At 66.5% G+C, this 17,244-nt stretch carries 17 protein-coding genes and 1 pseudogene; 6 read left to right on the forward strand and 12 right to left on the reverse strand.

The window, feature by feature from the left end; genetic code table 11:
* Positions 1-21: 21 nt before the first annotated feature.
* Entirely contained in the window at positions 22-369 is a 348-nt protein-coding gene (locus CJ179_RS33185; protein ID WP_095864354.1) for a Clp protease N-terminal domain-containing protein, read from the reverse strand.
* Between the two features lie 597 nt (positions 370-966).
* On the opposite strand from CJ179_RS33185, the gene CJ179_RS33190 reads away from it, so the two are divergent.
* Entirely contained in the window at positions 967-1,452 is a 486-nt protein-coding gene (locus CJ179_RS33190) for a hypothetical protein (protein ID WP_095864234.1), read from the forward strand.
* Between the two features lie 132 nt (positions 1,453-1,584).
* On the opposite strand, the gene CJ179_RS33195 is transcribed toward CJ179_RS33190, so the two are convergent.
* The 8 genes and pseudogenes from CJ179_RS33195 to CJ179_RS33230 form a co-directional block, all read right to left on the reverse strand.
* On the reverse strand, positions 1,585-2,256 hold the full coding sequence (locus tag CJ179_RS33195) for a PAS and ANTAR domain-containing protein (RefSeq protein ID WP_095864235.1): 672 nt from the start codon (positions 2,254-2,256) through the stop codon (positions 1,585-1,587).
* A 781-nt stretch (positions 2,257-3,037) separates the two neighbouring features.
* Positions 3,038-4,273 carry a fatty acid desaturase gene (locus CJ179_RS33200; RefSeq protein ID WP_095864236.1) on the reverse strand — a complete coding sequence of 412 codons (1,236 nt, stop codon included), beginning with the start codon at positions 4,271-4,273 and terminating at the stop codon, positions 3,038-3,040.
* A gap of 220 nt (positions 4,274-4,493) precedes the next feature.
* A complete protein-coding gene (locus tag CJ179_RS33205; protein ID WP_218834852.1) occupies positions 4,494-6,101 on the reverse strand; it encodes a bifunctional 3-(3-hydroxy-phenyl)propionate/3-hydroxycinnamic acid hydroxylase in 1,608 nt (535 codons plus the stop codon).
* Positions 6,098-6,454, reverse strand: coding sequence for a DoxX family protein (locus CJ179_RS33210; protein ID WP_095864237.1), 357 nt, complete (start codon positions 6,452-6,454; stop codon positions 6,098-6,100). Before CJ179_RS33210 ends, CJ179_RS33205 begins: the two co-directional genes overlap by 4 nt.
* Positions 6,451-8,340: an acyl-CoA synthetase gene (locus CJ179_RS33215; protein WP_095864238.1), complete on the reverse strand. Its 1,890-nt coding sequence runs from the start codon at positions 8,338-8,340 to the stop codon at positions 6,451-6,453. Before CJ179_RS33215 ends, CJ179_RS33210 begins: the two co-directional genes overlap by 4 nt.
* Positions 8,337-9,275: a fumarylacetoacetate hydrolase family protein gene (locus CJ179_RS33220; protein ID WP_095864239.1), complete on the reverse strand. Its 939-nt coding sequence runs from the start codon at positions 9,273-9,275 to the stop codon at positions 8,337-8,339. The genes CJ179_RS33215 and CJ179_RS33220 overlap by 4 nt, the downstream gene beginning before the upstream one ends.
* Positions 9,272-10,177 (reverse strand): annotated as a pseudogene (locus tag CJ179_RS33225) (VOC family protein); the annotation flags it as partial. The pseudogene CJ179_RS33225 and the gene CJ179_RS33220, both read right to left, overlap by 4 nt.
* A 38-nt stretch (positions 10,178-10,215) precedes the next feature.
* On the reverse strand, positions 10,216-11,460 hold the full coding sequence (locus tag CJ179_RS33230; RefSeq protein WP_095861004.1) for an IS256 family transposase: 1,245 nt from the start codon (positions 11,458-11,460) through the stop codon (positions 10,216-10,218).
* A gap of 777 nt (positions 11,461-12,237) precedes the next feature.
* Here CJ179_RS33230 and CJ179_RS33235 point away from each other — a divergent pair.
* From CJ179_RS33235 to CJ179_RS33245, 3 genes are all read left to right on the forward strand, one after another.
* On the forward strand, positions 12,238-12,825 hold the full coding sequence (locus CJ179_RS33235) for a hypothetical protein (protein ID WP_095864355.1): 588 nt from the start codon (positions 12,238-12,240) through the stop codon (positions 12,823-12,825).
* 124 nt (positions 12,826-12,949) lie between these two features.
* A complete protein-coding gene (locus CJ179_RS33240) occupies positions 12,950-13,612 on the forward strand; it encodes a TetR/AcrR family transcriptional regulator (RefSeq protein ID WP_095864240.1) in 663 nt (220 codons plus the stop codon).
* Between the two features lie 61 nt (positions 13,613-13,673).
* Complete coding sequence (locus CJ179_RS33245) at positions 13,674-13,937, forward strand: hypothetical protein (RefSeq protein ID WP_306454257.1); 264 nt, start codon at positions 13,674-13,676, stop codon at positions 13,935-13,937.
* Positions 13,938-14,322: 385 nt separating this feature from the next.
* On the opposite strand, the gene CJ179_RS33250 is transcribed toward CJ179_RS33245, so the two are convergent.
* A complete protein-coding gene (locus CJ179_RS33250; protein ID WP_095864241.1) occupies positions 14,323-14,691 on the reverse strand; it encodes a WhiB family transcriptional regulator in 369 nt (122 codons plus the stop codon).
* A gap of 291 nt (positions 14,692-14,982) precedes the next feature.
* On the opposite strand from CJ179_RS33250, the gene CJ179_RS33255 reads away from it, so the two are divergent.
* A complete protein-coding gene (locus CJ179_RS33255) occupies positions 14,983-15,228 on the forward strand; it encodes a DUF1931 family protein (RefSeq protein ID WP_206012247.1) in 246 nt (81 codons plus the stop codon).
* Between the two features lie 484 nt (positions 15,229-15,712).
* Here the strand turns inward: CJ179_RS33255 and CJ179_RS50770 are convergent, their stop codons facing one another.
* A complete protein-coding gene (locus CJ179_RS50770) occupies positions 15,713-15,805 on the reverse strand; it encodes a helix-turn-helix domain-containing protein (protein ID WP_072947431.1) in 93 nt (30 codons plus the stop codon).
* A gap of 106 nt (positions 15,806-15,911) precedes the next feature.
* Positions 15,912-16,379 (reverse strand): Hsp20/alpha crystallin family protein, encoded by a 468-nt coding sequence (locus CJ179_RS33260; protein ID WP_072947430.1) that lies wholly within the window; start codon positions 16,377-16,379, stop codon positions 15,912-15,914.
* A gap of 379 nt (positions 16,380-16,758) precedes the next feature.
* Between CJ179_RS33260 and CJ179_RS33265 the strand changes: the two genes are divergently transcribed.
* Positions 16,759-17,091, forward strand: coding sequence for a cupin domain-containing protein (locus tag CJ179_RS33265; protein WP_072947429.1), 333 nt, complete (start codon positions 16,759-16,761; stop codon positions 17,089-17,091).
* Positions 17,092-17,244: the final 153 nt, after the last annotated feature.

The following is a 17,244-nucleotide window of genomic DNA, read 5'->3' on the forward strand; positions in this document are numbered from 1 at the left end:
GAAATGCACCATCCTTGTTCACTAACTGAACGGTATTGGGGCTAGCAGGAGGTGTTCGGTGTCGATGTGGTCGTGGCCGAGCAGGGAGGTTTCGCGCAGGCTCTGTTCGAGTACCTTCTCGGCGCGCGGGGTGAACGGGATGTGCCCAGGCCGGTGCGGCTGGTGGTGGCCCATGTCGGGTAGCCGGTTGCCGATAACGTCGGCAGAGATGCCGATCGATTCCAGTGTTTTCGCTGCGACCCCGTCACCTTCGGTGATCAGGCCGATCAGGATGTGCTCGGTCCCGACATGGTCGCAGTTGCGGGTCTGGGCTTCGTCGGTGGCCAGGATGAGGACGCGGCGTGCAGGGTCGGTGAATTTTTCGAACATCGCTGCTCCCATCGGGTTGGCCGCCGCGCACTGTTCTCATTGCGATCGTCGAGGTGCCTGATCTTTGGCTGCACCGAGATCCTCTGCGGCCACAGTCGTCATGCGGGTCCATTCAACGTCAACCAACCCAACCCTGGTATAACCCCGCGCCGAACCGGACTGTTTCGTGGCCAGCACGTCGAATATGGGTTGGCCAGGGGCAGAGGGATCCGCAGACCCAGAACGTGCGGCCCATCTGACGCCCGCGCATCGGGGCAAGATTCGCGTCGTTTTCCTGTGGTTGGCGCGCGGGGAGACATGCAGTGGTGGAGCGGTGACGTCTGGCGGCTTGAGGTGCGAGGGCAGCCGATCGAGGGCGACGCCGCGCACGGCCGCTGCGCCTACCGTGGGACGTGGCGGCAAGACCCTGGTCGGGGTCGACCATGCGGTGCCGCGGGCGGCTCATTCGCTGAGCCCCGATCGGCTCCCCTCAGGTAGCGGGTCCAAAAGGTGGTGATGCTGTCGAATGACGCCTGCGGAAGTTCGGCCGGGTAGGTGTCGGCCCGCGAGCGCCAATTGGGCAGTGTCGTGGTGCCCAGGGTCGGGCACTCCCCGAGTATGGGATCAAACGCAGGCCGCCCACCAGCTCGCCGGCCGCAGCTCTCGGGCCGGCTGGTGCAACTGGCCGGTGACCGTGACGCCGCCCGGTTCTCGTGCGAGGTATCCCGGGTGTGCGCCGCGCACCCCACCGACGGCCGGTCGGAATACGGCGAGGTGCTCGCGTGGGTGGTCGATGCGATCGTCGACGTGATCATCGCGCGCCTAGGCCCGGCGGGTCGGGGCGAGAGATTCATTCTCGATCTCCGTTTCATCGATGGGGGATACGCCGATGTCGACGACTTGCCGGAATCGGGGCGTTGGGTCCTGCGGACGGTGTCGGCTCTACTCGGCGGGGATCTCGCGAACGAGGTGCGGTCGCTCACCGCCGCCGAGCAGCAATTCGACATCACCATGCGGGCGGAGACTCTGGCCGACGCCCTCATCTGGCTCGACTTTCTTCTCGATGTCGATCTTCCCGACCCACCCGACGTCATCACCACATAGACCGACGTCATCACCCCGCATAGCGAGATATGCCGGGTCGGGGAGGCGGGTTCCGACGCCGGAGTTCCCGGCTGCGGGTGATCTCGCCCCGGGCTGCGAGGGCTGAGTTCTCCGCGGGTGGGACCGCCAATTTTAGTCCTGCGCCTCCGGCCGTGTGTCGGGGTGCTCGTGGGCGGTGAGGAGTAGGTGGTCGAACCGGGCGCGAGACGACGCGGGCAGTGCCGTCTCGGCGGTGAGGACGTCGACGAAGCGTTGGGCGAGGACGCGGAGTTTGGTGTTGGTCTGCTGTGAGCGCCAGGTGAGGATGCCGAAGGCCCGTTCGGAGGTGATGCCGTAGACGAGCATGAGCGCACCCTTCGCCTGCTCGATCACCGCCCGCGACTGTTCGAGTTCGGCGACGGCCTCGGTGAGCGCCGCGTTGAATTCGCGAGGGTCGGTCTCCAACGTTTCGGTGACGTCGATGTAGTACCCGGACGTCCCGATCACGTTGTCATTCTCGTCGAGCATCCGATCGCCGACCACGATGACGTGGTGGATGCGGCGGTCGGTGTCGATGATGCGATGCTTGCTGCTGAACGGCGCACCGGCATGGATCATCTTGTCGAAGAGTGCAGCGACCTGAGCTTGGTCGTCTGGATGCTTGTGCGAGAGCAGGAGTTCGGTGGTGGGGGTGATCTCGCCCGGTTGGTAGCCGTGCATCCGGGCAACGGGATCCGACCATTCCCAGCGCTGGCCGTCGAGGTAGAACCGGAAACTTCCGCCCTGTGGGGGTGCAGTCGAGCCGAGGAGCTCATCACTGTCCACAGCTCCACCTGCCGCCCTTGCGGCTCACCCACCTCGCCTCGGACACCACTGCCACAGTATGCCGAGCACCCACACCGGAGTGGGCAGAAATTGTCCACACCGCTGTATCCGACGATGTCGTTATGCCGGAAGGGCAGGTTTCTGCGGTGCCGGGCGGGCCGGGCGGAGGGGACCGCGCCCGCGCGGATCGTAGGGCCCGGCTCGGACACGAGTTCGTCGACGCCGACCCCGGATGAGCGGGGGCGACGGCATGCACCCCCACCTTCGTAGTCGGCCTCCCCGGTCTTATCGAAGGATAAGATCACACCAGCCCGGGTGTGGTGGACGGCCGCCGACACCGGTGCCCCGCTCCCGGGCCTCGCGATCTGCTGTCCCCGCTCACGACAGACGTGGTGAGTGACGCACGAAAACACGCCGCAACCCCCCAGCTGCTGATTGCGGCCGGTTCGACCAGCAGGGCGACGAAGTCTCGGGTGCTACGACTCCTGGCTATCCCGCTGGGCGATCTGCTCGCGGGGAACCTTTCGGAGGCGCAACCACAAGCCGAACCGCCTGGTGTCAGGTCGGGTGGTCGTTGGTGGGCGGAGTCCATTGACGCGTATTGACGAGGGGAACCGCGCCCGTCTCCCTCAGTCGGGGCTGGTAGCCAGTGAATCTGGGCGACGGCATCGGACCATTCTCACCGCTGCCCATCCCGGAAGGAGCGGAACTGTTCGGCTGATCGACAGCTCCGTGACGATTAACCGAGCGTTGTCCGCAGCATCCCCGGAATAGTTGTTGGTCAGCGCATTCCGAGGAGTCGGCGGACGGGTCCGCGTGTGCGTGTTGTCTTGATCGTCGTGGCCAGGCCGATGCGGCGGCCGGTGAGTGGGTCGGTGGCGGGGGGACCGCCGAACCCGGCTTCGGAGGCGGTTTCGGGTGCGGCGTCGCGGGTGTCGGTGAGGTACTTGTCGGGGAGTGAGAGTTTCGCGATGGTGCGCCATGATTTCCAGTACTGCACTGCGAGTGGGCCGGTCGTGTACGGCAGGTCGTACTTGTCGCACAGCTGCTTCACGCGGACCGAGATCTCGTGGTAGCGGTTGGACGGCAGGTCCGGGAAGAGATGGTGCTCGATCTGATAGCTCAGGTTGCCGGTCATGAAGTCCATGACGGGGCCGCCCGAGATGTTCGCGGAGCCGAGCATCTGCCGCAGGTACCACTGGGGGTGCGTCTCGTTGTCGACGTCGGTCTTGGTGAATTTCTCGGCGCCGTCGGGGAAGTGGCCGCAGAAGATCACGGCGTTGGTCCACAGGTTGCGGACGAGGTTGGCGGTCGCGTTCGCCTTGGTGGTGGACTTCCATGCCGTGCCGGTCAGTGCCGGGTACACGACATAGTCCTTGAGGGTCTGCCGGCCGAGCTTCGCGAGCACTTCCTTGCCGCGCGTCTTGGTGAGTTCGCGGTCGTCCCGGCCGCGGGTCACTTTGCCCAGCTCGAGCAATTGGATGGCGAGGCCGTATTGGAACAGCGCCGCGAGGATCGCGTTGTAGGCGAGGTTGCCGAGGTAGAACGGCTTCCAGCGCTGGTCGCGGGTGACGCGGAGCAGGCCGAATCCTACGTCGTCGTCCATGCCGAGGACGTTGGTGTACTTGTGGTGCGCGTAGTTGTGGGTGATCTTCCAGTGTGCCGACGGATCGGCGTTGTCCCATTCCCAGTTCACGGAGTGCACTTCGGGGTCGTTCATCCAGTCCCACTGCCCGTGCATCACGTTGTGCCCGAGCTCCATGTTCTCGATGATCTTCGATAACGAGAGCATCCCGGTGCCCAGCATCCACAGCGTGCGCTTGCGGGAGCCGAAGAGTACCGCGCGGCCGCCGAGTTCCAGGCCGCGTTGCAGCCGGATGGTGTTGCGGAGGTACCGGGCGTCGCGTGCACCCCGGGATTTCTCGATATCCCGGCGGATCGCATCCAGGTCGCGGCCGATGGCCTCGACGTCGGCGTCCGTCAGGTGCGCGTATTCCTTGATGTCCGATATCGCCATGCGCCTACGGTACCGTAACTTACGGCCCCGTAGGTTACGGGCGAGTATTTTATGGTGCGAATCACTTCGGCTGGTACGCAGCGATTTTCGATGTGCAGTGGTGCACTGGACGAGCGATAACCGCGTTCTTGGGCCTGCGGCGATGTGGACAGCCGCCCGCACCGTCCTGCAGGACAGCGCGGGCGGTCGTATCGCCGCGGGCCCGGTCGGAATGCGAGGGTCACGCGTCGGGCCGGTACCGCACAGCGTCGGCATGCGTGCGCAGTGGAGGCTTCGTCGGGGGTGGGTCACTGGGTGAGGACGTCGGCACGTGGTCGGTGTGGAAGCGGGGGAGGGCGGCGGCGAGGGCGGACAGGTCGTTGCCGGTGCTGAGGACGGTGCCGTCGGGTCGGATGATGGCGGCGCGGGCGCGGCCGCGGCGTAGCCAGTGGTGCAGATCGGTGCCGGGTCGAGCCAGCAGGACTGTGCCACCGCGTTGTTCGATGTCGGTGCGTTGTGTCGTGGTCGGGGAGAGGGAGGTGACTACCGCGAACCGGCCGGCGACGACCTCGGCGAATCGGCGGCCCTGGTCGAGGTCTGGATTCGGGATCAGGCGGCCCGCTCGGCTTCGGCGTAGTCGAGGTCGTGCTATCAGAGTGGAGCGGTGCAGGGCCGGGGTTTCGCCGTCCATGATCGTGTCGCCGAGGCCCGGGATGCGGTGCAGCAGTGGTAGGACGATGCGACGGATGAGGTTGCCGAGTTCGCCGCCTTCGGTCATGGCCATTCCGACGAGCTTGGCGCGCCGGATCAGTGCGAGCGCGTGGGGCTTGCGTTCGATCTCGTAGGTGTCGAGTGCGCGTTCGGGCAGATCTCCGGTGAGGACGCCGGCAAGTTTCCAGGCGAGGTTCATCGCGTCGCGGATCCCTGCGCCCATCCCCTGTCCGATGAACGGCGGCGTGAGATGGGCGGCGTCGCCGAGTAGGAACACCCGGCGGTCGCGCCATCGGTCCGCGATTTGGGCTTTGAAGGTGTACTCGGCCACGCGGACCAGTGTCAGGTCGTCGACCGGGGTGTTCCGTGTCCACGGCGAGATGAGAGGATGCAGACGAGCCATGTCGCGATAGTCCTCGGCGCTCTCGCCGGGTTCGAGCCGGAACTCCCAGCGGTAGCGGGTGTGTCCGATCCGCATGTATGTTGCCGCGCGCACCGGGTCACACACCTGGTGGGCGCCCTCCCACGCGCCGAGGTCCGCGGTGGTCGCGACGTCGACGACCAGCCAGCGTTGGTCGAACTTCAGGTCCCGCATCGTTGCCTGAATCTGGTTTCTGACCAGGCTGTTGGCGCCGTCGCAGCCGAGGACGTATCCGGCCTGCACCGATTCCTGCACACCGGTGCTTCGGTCGGTGAAGTCGACACGAACGCTGCCGGCCTGGTCGTCGGCCAGCCCGGTGACCTCGACGTTGCCGCGGAGAGAGGCCTTCGGGTGCCGTGTCAGGTTGGCGCGCAGGATCTCCTCGAACTGCGGCTGGTCGAACATGTTGGCCTCGGGGTAGCCGTGGACGCCGGGACCGGGGTTTCGGTGGAACTCGGTGAGAACGCGCATGTTCCGGTCGACAAGCCGCAACCCGAGGCACGGCCGGGAGATCGCCGCGAACTCCTCGGCGATCCCGAGGTGCGCCACGATCCGGTGGATCTCACCGTCGAGGTGGACCGCCCGCGGCTGCGCATAGACGCCCTCCCAGCGCTCGAGTAGCAGGCACTCGACACCGTACCGGGCCAGCAGTGTGGCGGCGGTCAGTCCGGTGGGTCCGGCACCGACGATGACGACCGGGACGATTCGTTCGCTCATCGGATCGATCCGAGCAGGACGACGAGGTAGGCCACGATCGCTGCGCCGACGACGATGGCGGGTGCCATCTCCCGCAGTCCGTCACCGTTGCGTACGTGTGTGACGACGGCACCGACCATCAGGAGTAGCAGCCCGATGCCGGCGGCGGCGCCGAGTGCCGGCACAACTCCGCCGATCAGGAGACCGACGGCACCGGCGACCTCGAGAGCACCGATGCCCCGATACGTGCTGACGGGCATACCGACGTGGGCTGCCCGTTCCCGCATCGGGGAGGTTGCCGCTATTTTGCCGACGCCGAGCAGGAGGTAGAACACTGCCAGGCAGAGCGCCAGAACTAGTGATGCGGTGATCATGTGCGCACCGTGACCTTCCAATTGATCGCGTATCGGTTCAGGATCGCCGTGACCGTCGGTTCGCCGGCAGGTCCGTCGATCTCAACGGTGGCGAGGATCGAACCGTCCTCGACGGACGCCTGGACGCTTCCGATGCCTGCGACGGTGGCGAGGGCGTGCTCGAGCTCGGCCCGTGTCGCGTCGGCGCGCAGTGCGAGTTTGTAGAGCTTGCCTACCGCCGTGACCGGCAGCGCCGGGAGGATGGTGACCGCCTTGGGTGCCGCGGCCCGTTCGGGGACGCGCTCGCCCGCCCAGGCTTGCAGTTCGTGTGCGGTGATGTCGGCGTCGGCGGCAACGGTGACGTAGGCAACGGGCACTTCGCCGGCGTGGGCATCGGGGCGTCCCACCGCGCTGACCGCGGTGACCTGCGGATGGTCAAGGAGGACGTCTTCGATGACCGCCGGATCGATGTTGTGCCCGCCCCGGATGATGACGTCCTTCGCGCGTCCGACCAGGTGGATGAAACCGTCGCTGTCGATGCGCGCCAGGTCGCCGGTGTCGAGCCAACCGTCGACCAGTTTGCCCATACCGTTGAGAACGGGTCCGTGTTCGTCGTGGCCGGAAACATAACCGGCGAACACCGTCGGACCGCTGATCGCCAGCACTCCGGTCGCTCCGGTGGGCAGGTCGTCCCAGGTGCCGTCTTTGCGGACGCGTATCACCTTGACCTGCTGATAGGGCATCCGTACCCCGACCGAGCCAGGTCGTGGCGCGTCGGGAAAGCTGCGGGCACTCGCGCAGGTTGCCTCCGTCAGTCCGTAGCCTTCGAGCAGGGGCACACCCGTGTGGTCCTGAAACGTCGTGGCGACCGCGGTCGGCAGAGGCGACGCTCCCACCATGGCGAAGCGCAGACCACTGATGTCGGCGTCGACCGGGCGCTGCGCGAGCGCTGCGTAGACGGTGGGCACCGCGCTCATCGACGCGATGCGGTAGTGCTCGACGATCTTCCAGAATTCGTTGAACAGCATCGGGTCGCGATAGCCGAGCGGGCCGGCCCACACCACACCCTGGCCCTTGAACAGCGGCGCCAGCAGCGTGACCATCAAGGCATTGACATGGAACAGCGGCAGGGCAGCGAAGACGACGGCGTCCGAGTCCCACGACGAGTTCGCGGCCAGCATCCAGGCATCGGCGACCTCGTTGTCGTGGGTGTGGGCGGCCAGCTTCGGAACACCAGTGGTACCACCGGTGTGAAACAGTGCGGCCACGTCGAACCCACAGGGGGGATCACCGACGAAGTCGGAGGAATCGATATCGGCCGACAGCGCACTGAGATAGCCGATCCGCACTCCGTCGACCTCGGGCAGGTCCGCAGGCGCGCCGGCGGCTCCGGTGGGCCGCACGGCCAACACGGCATCCACCGTCCCGCTCACGGCAATCTGGTGCGCGGCCTCCCATGTCTGCGGCGCAAGTTCCGGTCCGGCCGCGACGAGTACCCGGGCACCTGAGCGGCGCAGCAATTCACCGATGTGCTGCGGCGACTGCGCGGCGTTGATGGGAGCAGCGATGCCGGCGAGTTGTGCGGCGAGAGTGGCGGGGATCAACTCGGCGCAGTTGGGCGCCATCACGGCGACCGCGTCGTGGCGTCGCACGCCCAGACGATGGAGCAGGTTCGCGTATCGATGAACATCGTCGCGTAGTTCGGAGAAGGTGCGCTGCACCGGCTCCCGCCACCGTGCACCGTCCGGTAGGACGGTGAGCGCGAGCCGATCTGGCCACATCCGGGCCGCGCGGGTGAGCAACGCGTAGGTGGACTCGGGAAGCCCCCGATCGCGCAGCGGCACGGCCTCGATCGTGGTGAGATCCGTGGGCGTCGCGTAACGCGGCCACAGGAGGTCGGTGGTCATCGCGCGTACCTCACCACCGTGCGTTGGCGCCCCAAGTCGATGGTCCCGTCGTCGGTGGCGACGGTGGCTTCGATGAGGTCGCCGTCCTGCAGGTAGTTCGGATTCTTGGCCTGGCCCGCGAAGAAGAGCTTCCATTTGACTGCGGGCGGCAGCAGGGAGGAGAGGGTTGCGATCGGCTTCGGTGGGGCGCTCAGTGCCGTCCCGACCGGTGTTCCGGTCAGCAGCAAGTCCCCGGCGTCGAGGCGTTGAAACCGGGTCAGCGCCTGCAGAGTCTCGGTCGGCTGGTAGATCATGTCGGCAACGGTCATGTTCTGGCGCGGCTCACCGTTGACCCAGAGCCGCAGGCGCAGGTCGGTGAACCGCTTCAGCTCGTCGCCGTCGAGCAGTACGAGGGCGGGGCCGACCGGGGTGAACGTCGGATATGACTTGGCTTCGTAGAACTGCGTTTTCGGAAGCTGGATGTCGCGCGCGGAGATGTCGTTGGTGACGACCAGGCCGGCCACGTGATCGGCGAGAGTGTCTGCGGTGATCTCGGTCCCGACCGGGATGTCGCGGGCGAGGACGAGCCCGATCTCCACCTCGTAGTCCAGTAGCCGGACATGGGCAGGACGGATCACGTCGTCGGTGGGGCCGCTGATCGATCCGGATGCCTTGCGGAAGAAGGTCAACGGAGTGGTGTCGGGGTTCATCCCGGCGTCCTTGACGTGCGAGGCGAAGTTCGTCATCTGTGCGACCACCCGGCACGGGGCGGTGACCGGGGAGGGCAACCGGAGGGTCGCGACGGGCACGGCGCCCTTGCTGGACGCCGCTGCCTCGACGGCCGGTCGGTCGGTCAGCAGTTGGGCGGTGGTGGTGGCCGCGGTGTCTACCCGTGCGGCGCCGGTGGGTGTGTCGACCCACCAGGCGTCGGCGGTGCGGAGGACGGAAATGGTCATGAGCTGGCAACTTTCAGAAGGCCGCGGAGGCGGTGGAGGTCGAATTCGTTGTCGGCGCGCAGCGCGTGGACAATGGCGCGCAGTTCCTGGAGTGATTCCCGGCCGGGATTCACTCCGAGGAAGTCTTTGGTGGCGGGCGGCCCCCACTGGGACAGTCCGGACGCGGTCATCGGTGCCCAGCCCGCCTCGAGGGTGTCGTCGAAGAGATCGCCGTCCGTGAAGTGCTCGACCATGAATCCGTCGGGGTCGCGCCAGTAGTCGAAGATCTGGCTGCCCTGGATGTGTCGGCCGATGCCCCAGGACCGGCGGTAGCCCCGGTCGAGCAGGTATTCGCCTCCCGCGGCGAGGCCGTCGAGGTCGGCGACCTGATACGCCGAATGCACATAGCGGTTGGCCGGGCCGAGAACCATCGCGAGGGTGTGATGGTCGGTGGGCGTGGCGCCGCGGTCGCAGCGGATGAAGCTCATGATCGGACCCCCGGCCCGTTGCCCCGGGTAGTAGAGGAAGTCGCTGACGATCAGTCCGAGGTGCTCGAGGTACCAGTTGAGCGTTTCGAGGTACGTCGTCGTCTGGAGCACGACGTGGCCGAGTCGTTGCACGGTGGCCGGCGCGCGGGGCGGGCGCTGAGGGGCGTTCACCCGCCCGCCGTCGTGTCCGAAATTCAGGGGGAGCGGGGCCTGGTCGGACAACGCCGGCAACTCGAACGTGTCGGACACGACCCGCACTCCCAGAGCGCTGGGATCGGTGAGATCGACCGTGATCCCGCCCAGACTCTCGGGAAGGGGCACGACCGCACCCCCGACCGCGTCCGCCAGTCGCAGCACGTCGGTCGCGTCGGCCGCCCGGAAGGCGGGACCGACGAACCGCGACCGTGGACCTCGGCGGGTCAAGTCCCAGGGCGTGGTGTACGACGTCGTCGCGTGACTCCTCGTCGGGTAAGTCAGGCAGTCAAGGCCGGTGTCACCTCCTCGGTGGACTCGGTGCTGCTGTCGGTGGTGTTGTCGGTGCGGGAGCGGGCCAGCACGTCCAGACCGAGATAGCGGCGCCCCTCGATCCACTCGTCGTGCTGTTCGGCGAGAACCGCCCCGACGAGCCGGATCAGGGCGGTACGATCCGGGAAGATCCCGACCACATCGGTTCTCCTGCGGATTTCCTTATTGAGGCGCTCCTGCGGATTGTTACTCCAGATCTGTTTCCAAATCTGCTTCGGAAATGCGGTGAACGCCAACAGGTCCGGCCGTGCCGCGTCGAGGTGGTCGGCAACCCTCGGTAGCTTCTCGGCGAGTGCGTTGATGACCCGATCATACTGGGCATGAACAGAATCCGCGTCCGGCTGGTCGTACACCGAGTGCAGCAACGTCTTCACCCAAGGCCACGACGCCTTCGGGGTCACCGCCATCAGGTTCGTCGAATAGTGCGTTCGGCACCTCTGCCACGAAGCGCCCGGCAGGGTCGCGCCGATCGCCGCCACCAGCCCGGCGTGCGCATCGGAGGTCACCAACCGCACCCCGGACAGGCCGCGGGCAACGAGGGAGCGGAAGAATGCGAGCCAGCCTGCACCGTCCTCGGACGAGGTCACATCCACGCCCAGGATCTCGCGGTACCCCTCGGCGTTGACGCCGACCGCGACCAGGGTGTGCACGTTGACTACCCGCCCGTTCTCCCGAACCTTGAGCACGAGCGCGTCGGCGGCGACGAAGGTGTACGGCCCGGCATCGAGCGGCCGGCTGCGGAACGCCTCGACCTGGGTGTCGAGGTCCTTCGCCATCACCGACACCTGCGACTTGGACAGCGAGGTGATGCCCAACGTGCCGACGAGCCGATCCATCCGCCGGGTAGAGACGCCGAGCAGGTAGCACGTCGCAACCACGGTGGTCAGTGCCTTCTCAGCGCGCTTGCGACGCTCGAGCAACCAGTCGGGGAAATACGAACCGGACCGCAGTTTCGGGATCGCCACGTCGACGGTGCCGACGCGGGTATCGAAGTCGCGGTGCCGGTACCCGTTCCTGCTATTGGTGCGCTCATCGGAGCGTTGCCCGTAGTCGGCGCCGCACAGCGCGTCGACCTCGGCGCCCATCAGGGCATGGATGAACATCGTCAGCAGCTCGCGCAGCAGGTCGGGGCTCGCACCGGTGAGTCGGTCGGTCAGGATCTGCTGCAGGTCGATATCGTGGGCAGTGGTCATCGCGTGCTCCTTCATCGAGTCGAGTTGGTAGCTCTCTCGAAGAATCACGCGGTGACCGTCTCTCGTCCGGTTACGACACGCCGGGTCATCGGATCGAGATCCCGGCTCGTACACCATCATCGTGGACGCAACCCCACGGCGGATGAGCACGCAGGGCGATCCGGGGTCCGTCCCGCGCAACTGCAGTTCGTGTGCGGTGCGAAGGGCCGTCGCAAAACCGAAGGCATGGGCGAACGCCTCCGCCCGATCGAGGTTGGGCTTTTCGAACTCCAGCCATGCGAGGTCATGGACCTTGATGATCGGCTCGGCGGCCCGCCCGCGGTGTTCGCCCGCCAGTGCGCCCTGCTGACTGTGCAGACCGGCATGCGGGTCGTGGTGGGCAGTCATTGACCACTCCCTTCAGATTATGAGGATATCGTCACTCACGCGGATATCGTCAGTCAAGAGATTTTGAGGAATTCGTCAATATTGATGACACGCGGTAGGGTGGGGCCAGCTCGGGCGGAGTAGGAGATGGGCACGCAGGCATGGCCGAGCGGATCACCGATGCACGAACCGCCTGGACCGGCGTAAGGCGCGTCCCCACGCCGCACTTGTATGCGCACTGTCGGTTACACCGTTCACGTCGACGCCGACTACTTCGACGACGCCAGGAGAATGGTGGACCGCATCCGAGTGGCGGACCGAGCGTGGCCCGCAGCCGCAGCCGCAGCCGCGCTCACCGCACGCCGGACCGTCAGGGGCGGGCGCGTTGTCGACGGGATACTAATGGCTGGAATGGGATTGGTGCAGCGGTTGCTCGGACAAGGCAGATTCGAACCGATTCGCGTGGTGACCGAAGTGACTGGCGCGGCCGGCGAGACGAATCGGGAAGAGATTCCCGTAGGGCAGGTTGTCGCGCTCCTGCGGGAGCGTGTGTACGGCGCGATGACGTGTTTGGCGACGCTCGCCGTCCTCGTCCCCTATACGGCTCCCGAGACGAGCCCCTGGGCTCGGGTCCTCGATGTCGCGGTGGCCACCGGCGGGCTCTGGGTAGCGAGCCTGCTGGCCGACTGGGTAGCACATCTCGGCGCGTTCCACAGTGCTCCGCGCGGACGGGCGGCGCTGCGGATGCTGCAGGCCTCCGGCCAGATTGTGGAGGCCGCGGTCTTGCCCCTGCTGGTATTGGTCGCAGCCGCCGTCGGACTACTGAGCACATCCACAGCGATGTGGATCGCGATGTGGATCCTCGTTGTCGAACTCGGCGTCATTGCTCTGCTTGCCGTGCGAATGGCCCACTTACGGTGGTGGCAACAGCTGTTCACCATCACGGGTTTGGTCGGTGTGGGCGTACTTGTGGTCGGCATCAAGATCCTCGCCCATTAGGTCAGGCCGTGTGGCTGCTGCTTGCCGACTGGAGCAGCTGCCAAGTGTGAGGAATTCGTCAATATTGATGACACGCGGGTAGGGTAGGGCGAGGTCAGACGGATCAGGAGAAGGGCACCCAGGCATGACCGAGCAGATCACCGATGCACCGAACCGTCTGGAACGGCGCAAGGCGCGCACCCGCGCCGCACTCGTACGCGCAGCCCAGTCCTTCATGGCGGCGGGGAAACTGACCGCCCCGATTCTCGAGATCACCCAGGCCGCTGATGTCGGAATGGGGTCGTTCTACAACCACTTTCAGACGAAGGAGGAGCTCTTCCACGCCGCCGTGGAGGAGGCCCTCGACCGCCACGGCGCGATACTCGACGAACTGACCGCCGATCTGGACGACCCTGCCCAGGTCTTTGCGCAGAGCTTCCGACTGACCGGACGCCTGCATCGCCGAAATCCCGAACTGAGCAAAGTTCTGCTCCGCGACGGGCCGAGTCTGGTCAGCTCGGACAAAGGCCTGGCGCCGAGAGCTCGCCGCGACATCGAGGCCGCTGCCCGTGCGGGCCGGTTCAGCGTGCGCGACCCCGAACTGGCCCTGACAATCACGGCGGGGGCCGCACTGTGCCTCGGGCAACTGCTGCACGACCACCCCGAACGTGACGACGCGGAGGACACCGACCAAGTCACCGAGGACCTGTTGCGGATGTTCGGCCTCCCGGCCGACGAAGCCCACGAAATCTGCCGACGCCCCTTACCCGACGCCGACGATCAACCCCACGGCGCAACCGCCACATAGCGTGTCCGGATGTGGCACAGGTTTCGCCGAGGATCGGGCTCCATGAACCGACGGTGCCGGCGTGGTGGCGCGACGGTATGCGCATGATTGGGCGCTCTTCGTCGACTGGTGCGACGCCTGCGAGCACTGCGCGCTGCCCGCGCACCCGTCGGTGCTGGCGGAATTCCTCGCCGACCACCCCGCGGCGGACGGTACCCAACGTCGGCGCATCACCGCGATCAATGCCGTTCACACCGACGCCCAGTTCCTGGCGCCGGGCCGCGCCGAGATGGTCCGCCAACTCTCACTGTGGGGCCGAATATCCCAATCACGTTGTTCGACGTGACAGTCGTGGCGTTCGTGGTGGATGGCCTTGCCGCCGACTTTCAGGTGGGGTGGCGTGCGATCCGGTTCGTGCGGCTGCAGCCTTGTACACGAGCATCCCGGTGATCCCGTATTGTGCGGTCCCTGCCGAATCGTGTTGACATTCACGAACCTGGTCCTCCGGCGGCAGGTCTACGGTCGCCTGTGGCGATTACCTTGACAGGCGAGTGCTCGGGGCCGGCGTGGCCGGCCACCGCTGTCTGGCACCTTTTCCAGGGTTGAACCCTTTCTCGGCAATCAGCGCATTGGGTTCTCCAAAATCGTTGATCTGGTTCGTATTCGGGTGCCGAACCGGGGTTCTCCGTCGGGTGGTGGGGGCGGTCGGGATGCCGCGCTGGACGCCCTCGTTATCGGGCGGAGCTCAGGTGCGGGGCGTCGGCGGTGGCCGGTGCCGGCTGCGGGGGCGCGAGGGGTCGTTGCGCGCCGCGGCGAGCTCGGTTGGTGTGTCTTTTGCGGTCGTTTTCGGTCATGCCGCCCCAGATTCCGTACTGTTCGCCCGCCGTCAGGGCGTACTCGCGGCACTGGGTGAGTACGGGGCAGTCCTGGCAGATCTGCCGGGCCCGTGATTCGCGGTGACCTCGGGCGGTACCGCGTTCGTTGTCGGGGGAGAAGAACATGGACGGTTCGAGACCGCGGCACGCGGCGCTGTCCCACCATCCTTCGGGTCCGCTGGTGACCTGGTGGGTCGGCGTGGGTGGGGTCCCTGCGCGGAGCAATGCGGTTCCTTTCGTTCCCGAACGCGGGGACCTGTGGGGCAGATCCGGACGCAGGAAACTGATTTCTGTGTTGTCGATGTGTCGGGGGTATCGGGTTGCGTCGGTCGAGTGTCCAATCCTCGGCGGTAACGGTGTCGGTGTGGCCTTCGATCGGGGTGATGCCCGTGTCATGGCTCCCGCCCCGGGGGCCTTGGCTCTTGTGCTGTACGTATGCGACATTCCCCTGCCGGCCACCCGGGAGGGATGGAGGATGATCACCCGATGGAAGCTGCTGTGCCCACCGTGAGGGTCGTGACGTTCGATCAGTTCGAGGACAGCTTTCCGGTGGTGGCCGCTTGCGGTGTCGGCAGGGATGACTTTCGCCGCTTCGGCGAGGTTGTCGCCAGGAATATTTGCGATCTGCCCTTCGCCGCCGCGGCGATTCGCCAGTACATCATCGATTGTACGGACCTGCCGCTCACCAAGGGCTTACGGGCGAGCAGCGGATTGTTCAGCGAGCTCGGTCCCCGTACGCGAGTCGAGCCGATCCTCGGGTGACTGGCAAGCTGTCCGCCGCTCGACCGGATGCTCGCGACCGAAACCCAGTCTGCGGCACGACCGAGCGCGTGGCCGCGATGGTTCGGACCGTATCGGCCGGCACTTGCCCCTCAGCGGTGATGTGTGGCCTCGGTCGGAATTCCTGCAATCCGCAGGTCAGAACCATTGCGGAGGGCGTATCGTAGTAGATGCGGATCAAGGAAAAAGATTGGTAATGATCACACCCTTGTGAAGCAGAGATTAGGCCGAGGGTGCGAAGTCACGCCCCCGGCCCGACCGCTGTTTCGGGGGTTTTACAGCGGCGCGAACGGGCGAGCACCCAGGAACACCCGGTGGCTGAGCGCCGGGCGGACTGGTCCACTGCGTGAGGAGCACGGCGGAGCGAAGCGATCTGCTCGGACGGGGGCTGCCGGCCCCCACCTCACGCACCGAAGTGAGCGCAGCCCCTGGTAGCGCCCGCCGTGTACCCAGAGGCGGGTGCCGATCAGCTCCGCTCGAGGGGATGCCGGTACAAGGTGGTGCGCCCGACACCGAGGATCTCGGCGATCTCGCCCAGTTGCATCCCGGTCTCGCGCATACGCAATGAAACTACAGGTGTGCTGTTCGATCGATACGCCATCCCGAAGCCGACGTGACCCGGGTCCCGGCGGCGTGACCTGCCGGGACCGTGTCCGGTGGAGAGGTCAGGTCGTGGTGGTCTGGTCGGGTGAGTCGCTGGGCTCGATGACCTTGGTTTCCTCACGTGCCCCGGGGGTGATTTCGATGCGGCGCGGCTTGGCCCTTTCTGCCACGGGGAGGGTGACCGTCAGCACCCCGTTCTCGTAGGTGGCGGCGATGTGGTCGGCGTCGATGTCCTGGCCGAGGGCCAGCTGACGCAGGTAGCTGCCGGTGAAGCGCTCGGAGGTCAGCCACTGCACGTCGTGTTCGGTGCGTTCGCTGCGTTGGGCTTTCACGGTGAGGATGCCGCCGTCGACGCTGACGTCGACCGAGCCGGGGTCCACGCCCGGGAGGTCGGCGTGGAGGACGTAGTGATCGCCGGAGCGGTAGAGGTCCATCGGCATGAACCGTGGGGCCCGGGCGGATCCGGCCGACGTGCCGAGCAGCTGCTCGGTGAGTCTGTCGATGTCACGGAATGGGTCGGGATGAAGCACAGCAACCACCTCCTACATGTTGGTGGCCGCACCTCGCCATCGCGACGGGTGTCGGCTGGCTGCGCTCCTTCTAGTTTTGCACTGCACCTGTGCGGGCGCCAGGTGCGCTCGACGCCCGGTTCCGGCGGATGCAAGGATTTCCGACCGAGGCCGCAAGTGTTTCGTGGACAGGTGCTGCCCGCTGCGTTCAGGCCACCGATAACCACGGCCCAGACCCCGCCGGGTGCGGGCCGGGAGGGCTGGGGTTTCGTCGTCCACCACCACTTTCCCCTGGTGCCAGCGAGAACAACCCGGCCGCGCCGGTCGGGTGATCGTGGCTCTGCGGCGGAGCAGACTTTCGCCGTGCTGCTCCGTGTGCGGGGTTGGATACACTACTGACATGCAGCGGGTTTCTCTCGAGGCCTTGGCTCGTCAGCAGCTGAAACAGGCGGCCACCGCGGGTGGTGGTCACACCGCCGACACCGTCTACGGCGGGCATGAGAAAGTGTTGCGGCAGACGGTGATCGGCATGATTGAGGGCGCGGTCCTCGGGGAGCATTCGAACCCGGGTGAGGCGACGGTGCAGGTCTTGTCCGGTCGGGTCAGGCTCTCGACCGGCGATCTGTCGTGGGAGGGGAGGGCGGGTGATCTGCTCATCGTTCCCGACGCACGGCACAGCCTCGAAGCGTTGGTGGACTCGGCGGTCCTGTTGACGGTCGCGAAGCTGTCGTGACCCCACCCCAGCAGCCCGGGTTGCAGGCCGGCCCCGGCGCATCGCTTCCGGTGCCGCCCGACGATGCGGGCCGCGACATCACCTCATGCGTCGAGAGCAGGCGCGATGCCGGGCAGGTGCTCGCCTCCGCCGCGGTTCCCAGCGCCGCACACC

This window comes from Rhodococcus sp. ACS1 (genome assembly GCF_002300155.1).
Taxonomy (GTDB): Bacteria; Actinomycetota; Actinomycetes; order Mycobacteriales; family Mycobacteriaceae; genus Rhodococcus_F; species Rhodococcus_F koreensis.

What these genes read in the sequence shown, in the direction of transcription:
- CJ179_RS33210 (WP_095864237.1), bottom strand. Translation starts at nt 6,454, where the DNA reads ATGATCACCGCATCACTAGTTCTGGCGCTCTGCCTGGCAGTGTTCTAC.
- CJ179_RS33200 (WP_095864236.1), bottom strand. Translation starts at nt 4,273, where the DNA reads ATGGCGATATCGGACATCAAGGAATACGCGCACCTGACGGACGCCGAC.
- CJ179_RS33265 (WP_072947429.1), top strand. Translation starts at nt 16,759, where the DNA reads ATGCAGCGGGTTTCTCTCGAGGCCTTGGCTCGTCAGCAGCTGAAACAG.
- CJ179_RS33235 (WP_095864355.1), top strand. Translation starts at nt 12,238, where the DNA reads ATGGGATTGGTGCAGCGGTTGCTCGGACAAGGCAGATTCGAACCGATT.
- CJ179_RS33205 (WP_218834852.1), bottom strand. Translation starts at nt 6,101, where the DNA reads ATGAGCGAACGAATCGTCCCGGTCGTCATCGTCGGTGCCGGACCCACC.
- CJ179_RS33240 (WP_095864240.1), top strand. Translation starts at nt 12,950, where the DNA reads ATGACCGAGCAGATCACCGATGCACCGAACCGTCTGGAACGGCGCAAG.
- CJ179_RS50770 (WP_072947431.1), bottom strand. Translation starts at nt 15,805, where the DNA reads ATGCGCGAGACCGGGATGCAACTGGGCGAGATCGCCGAGATCCTCGGT.
- CJ179_RS33220 (WP_095864239.1), bottom strand. Translation starts at nt 9,275, where the DNA reads ATGACCATTTCCGTCCTCCGCACCGCCGACGCCTGGTGGGTCGACACA.
- CJ179_RS33185 (WP_095864354.1), bottom strand. Translation starts at nt 369, where the DNA reads ATGTTCGAAAAATTCACCGACCCTGCACGCCGCGTCCTCATCCTGGCC.
- CJ179_RS33215 (WP_095864238.1), bottom strand. Translation starts at nt 8,340, where the DNA reads ATGACCACCGACCTCCTGTGGCCGCGTTACGCGACGCCCACGGATCTC.
- CJ179_RS33190 (WP_095864234.1), top strand. Translation starts at nt 967, where the DNA reads ATGGGATCAAACGCAGGCCGCCCACCAGCTCGCCGGCCGCAGCTCTCG.
- CJ179_RS33230 (WP_095861004.1), bottom strand. Translation starts at nt 11,460, where the DNA reads ATGACCACTGCCCACGATATCGACCTGCAGCAGATCCTGACCGACCGA.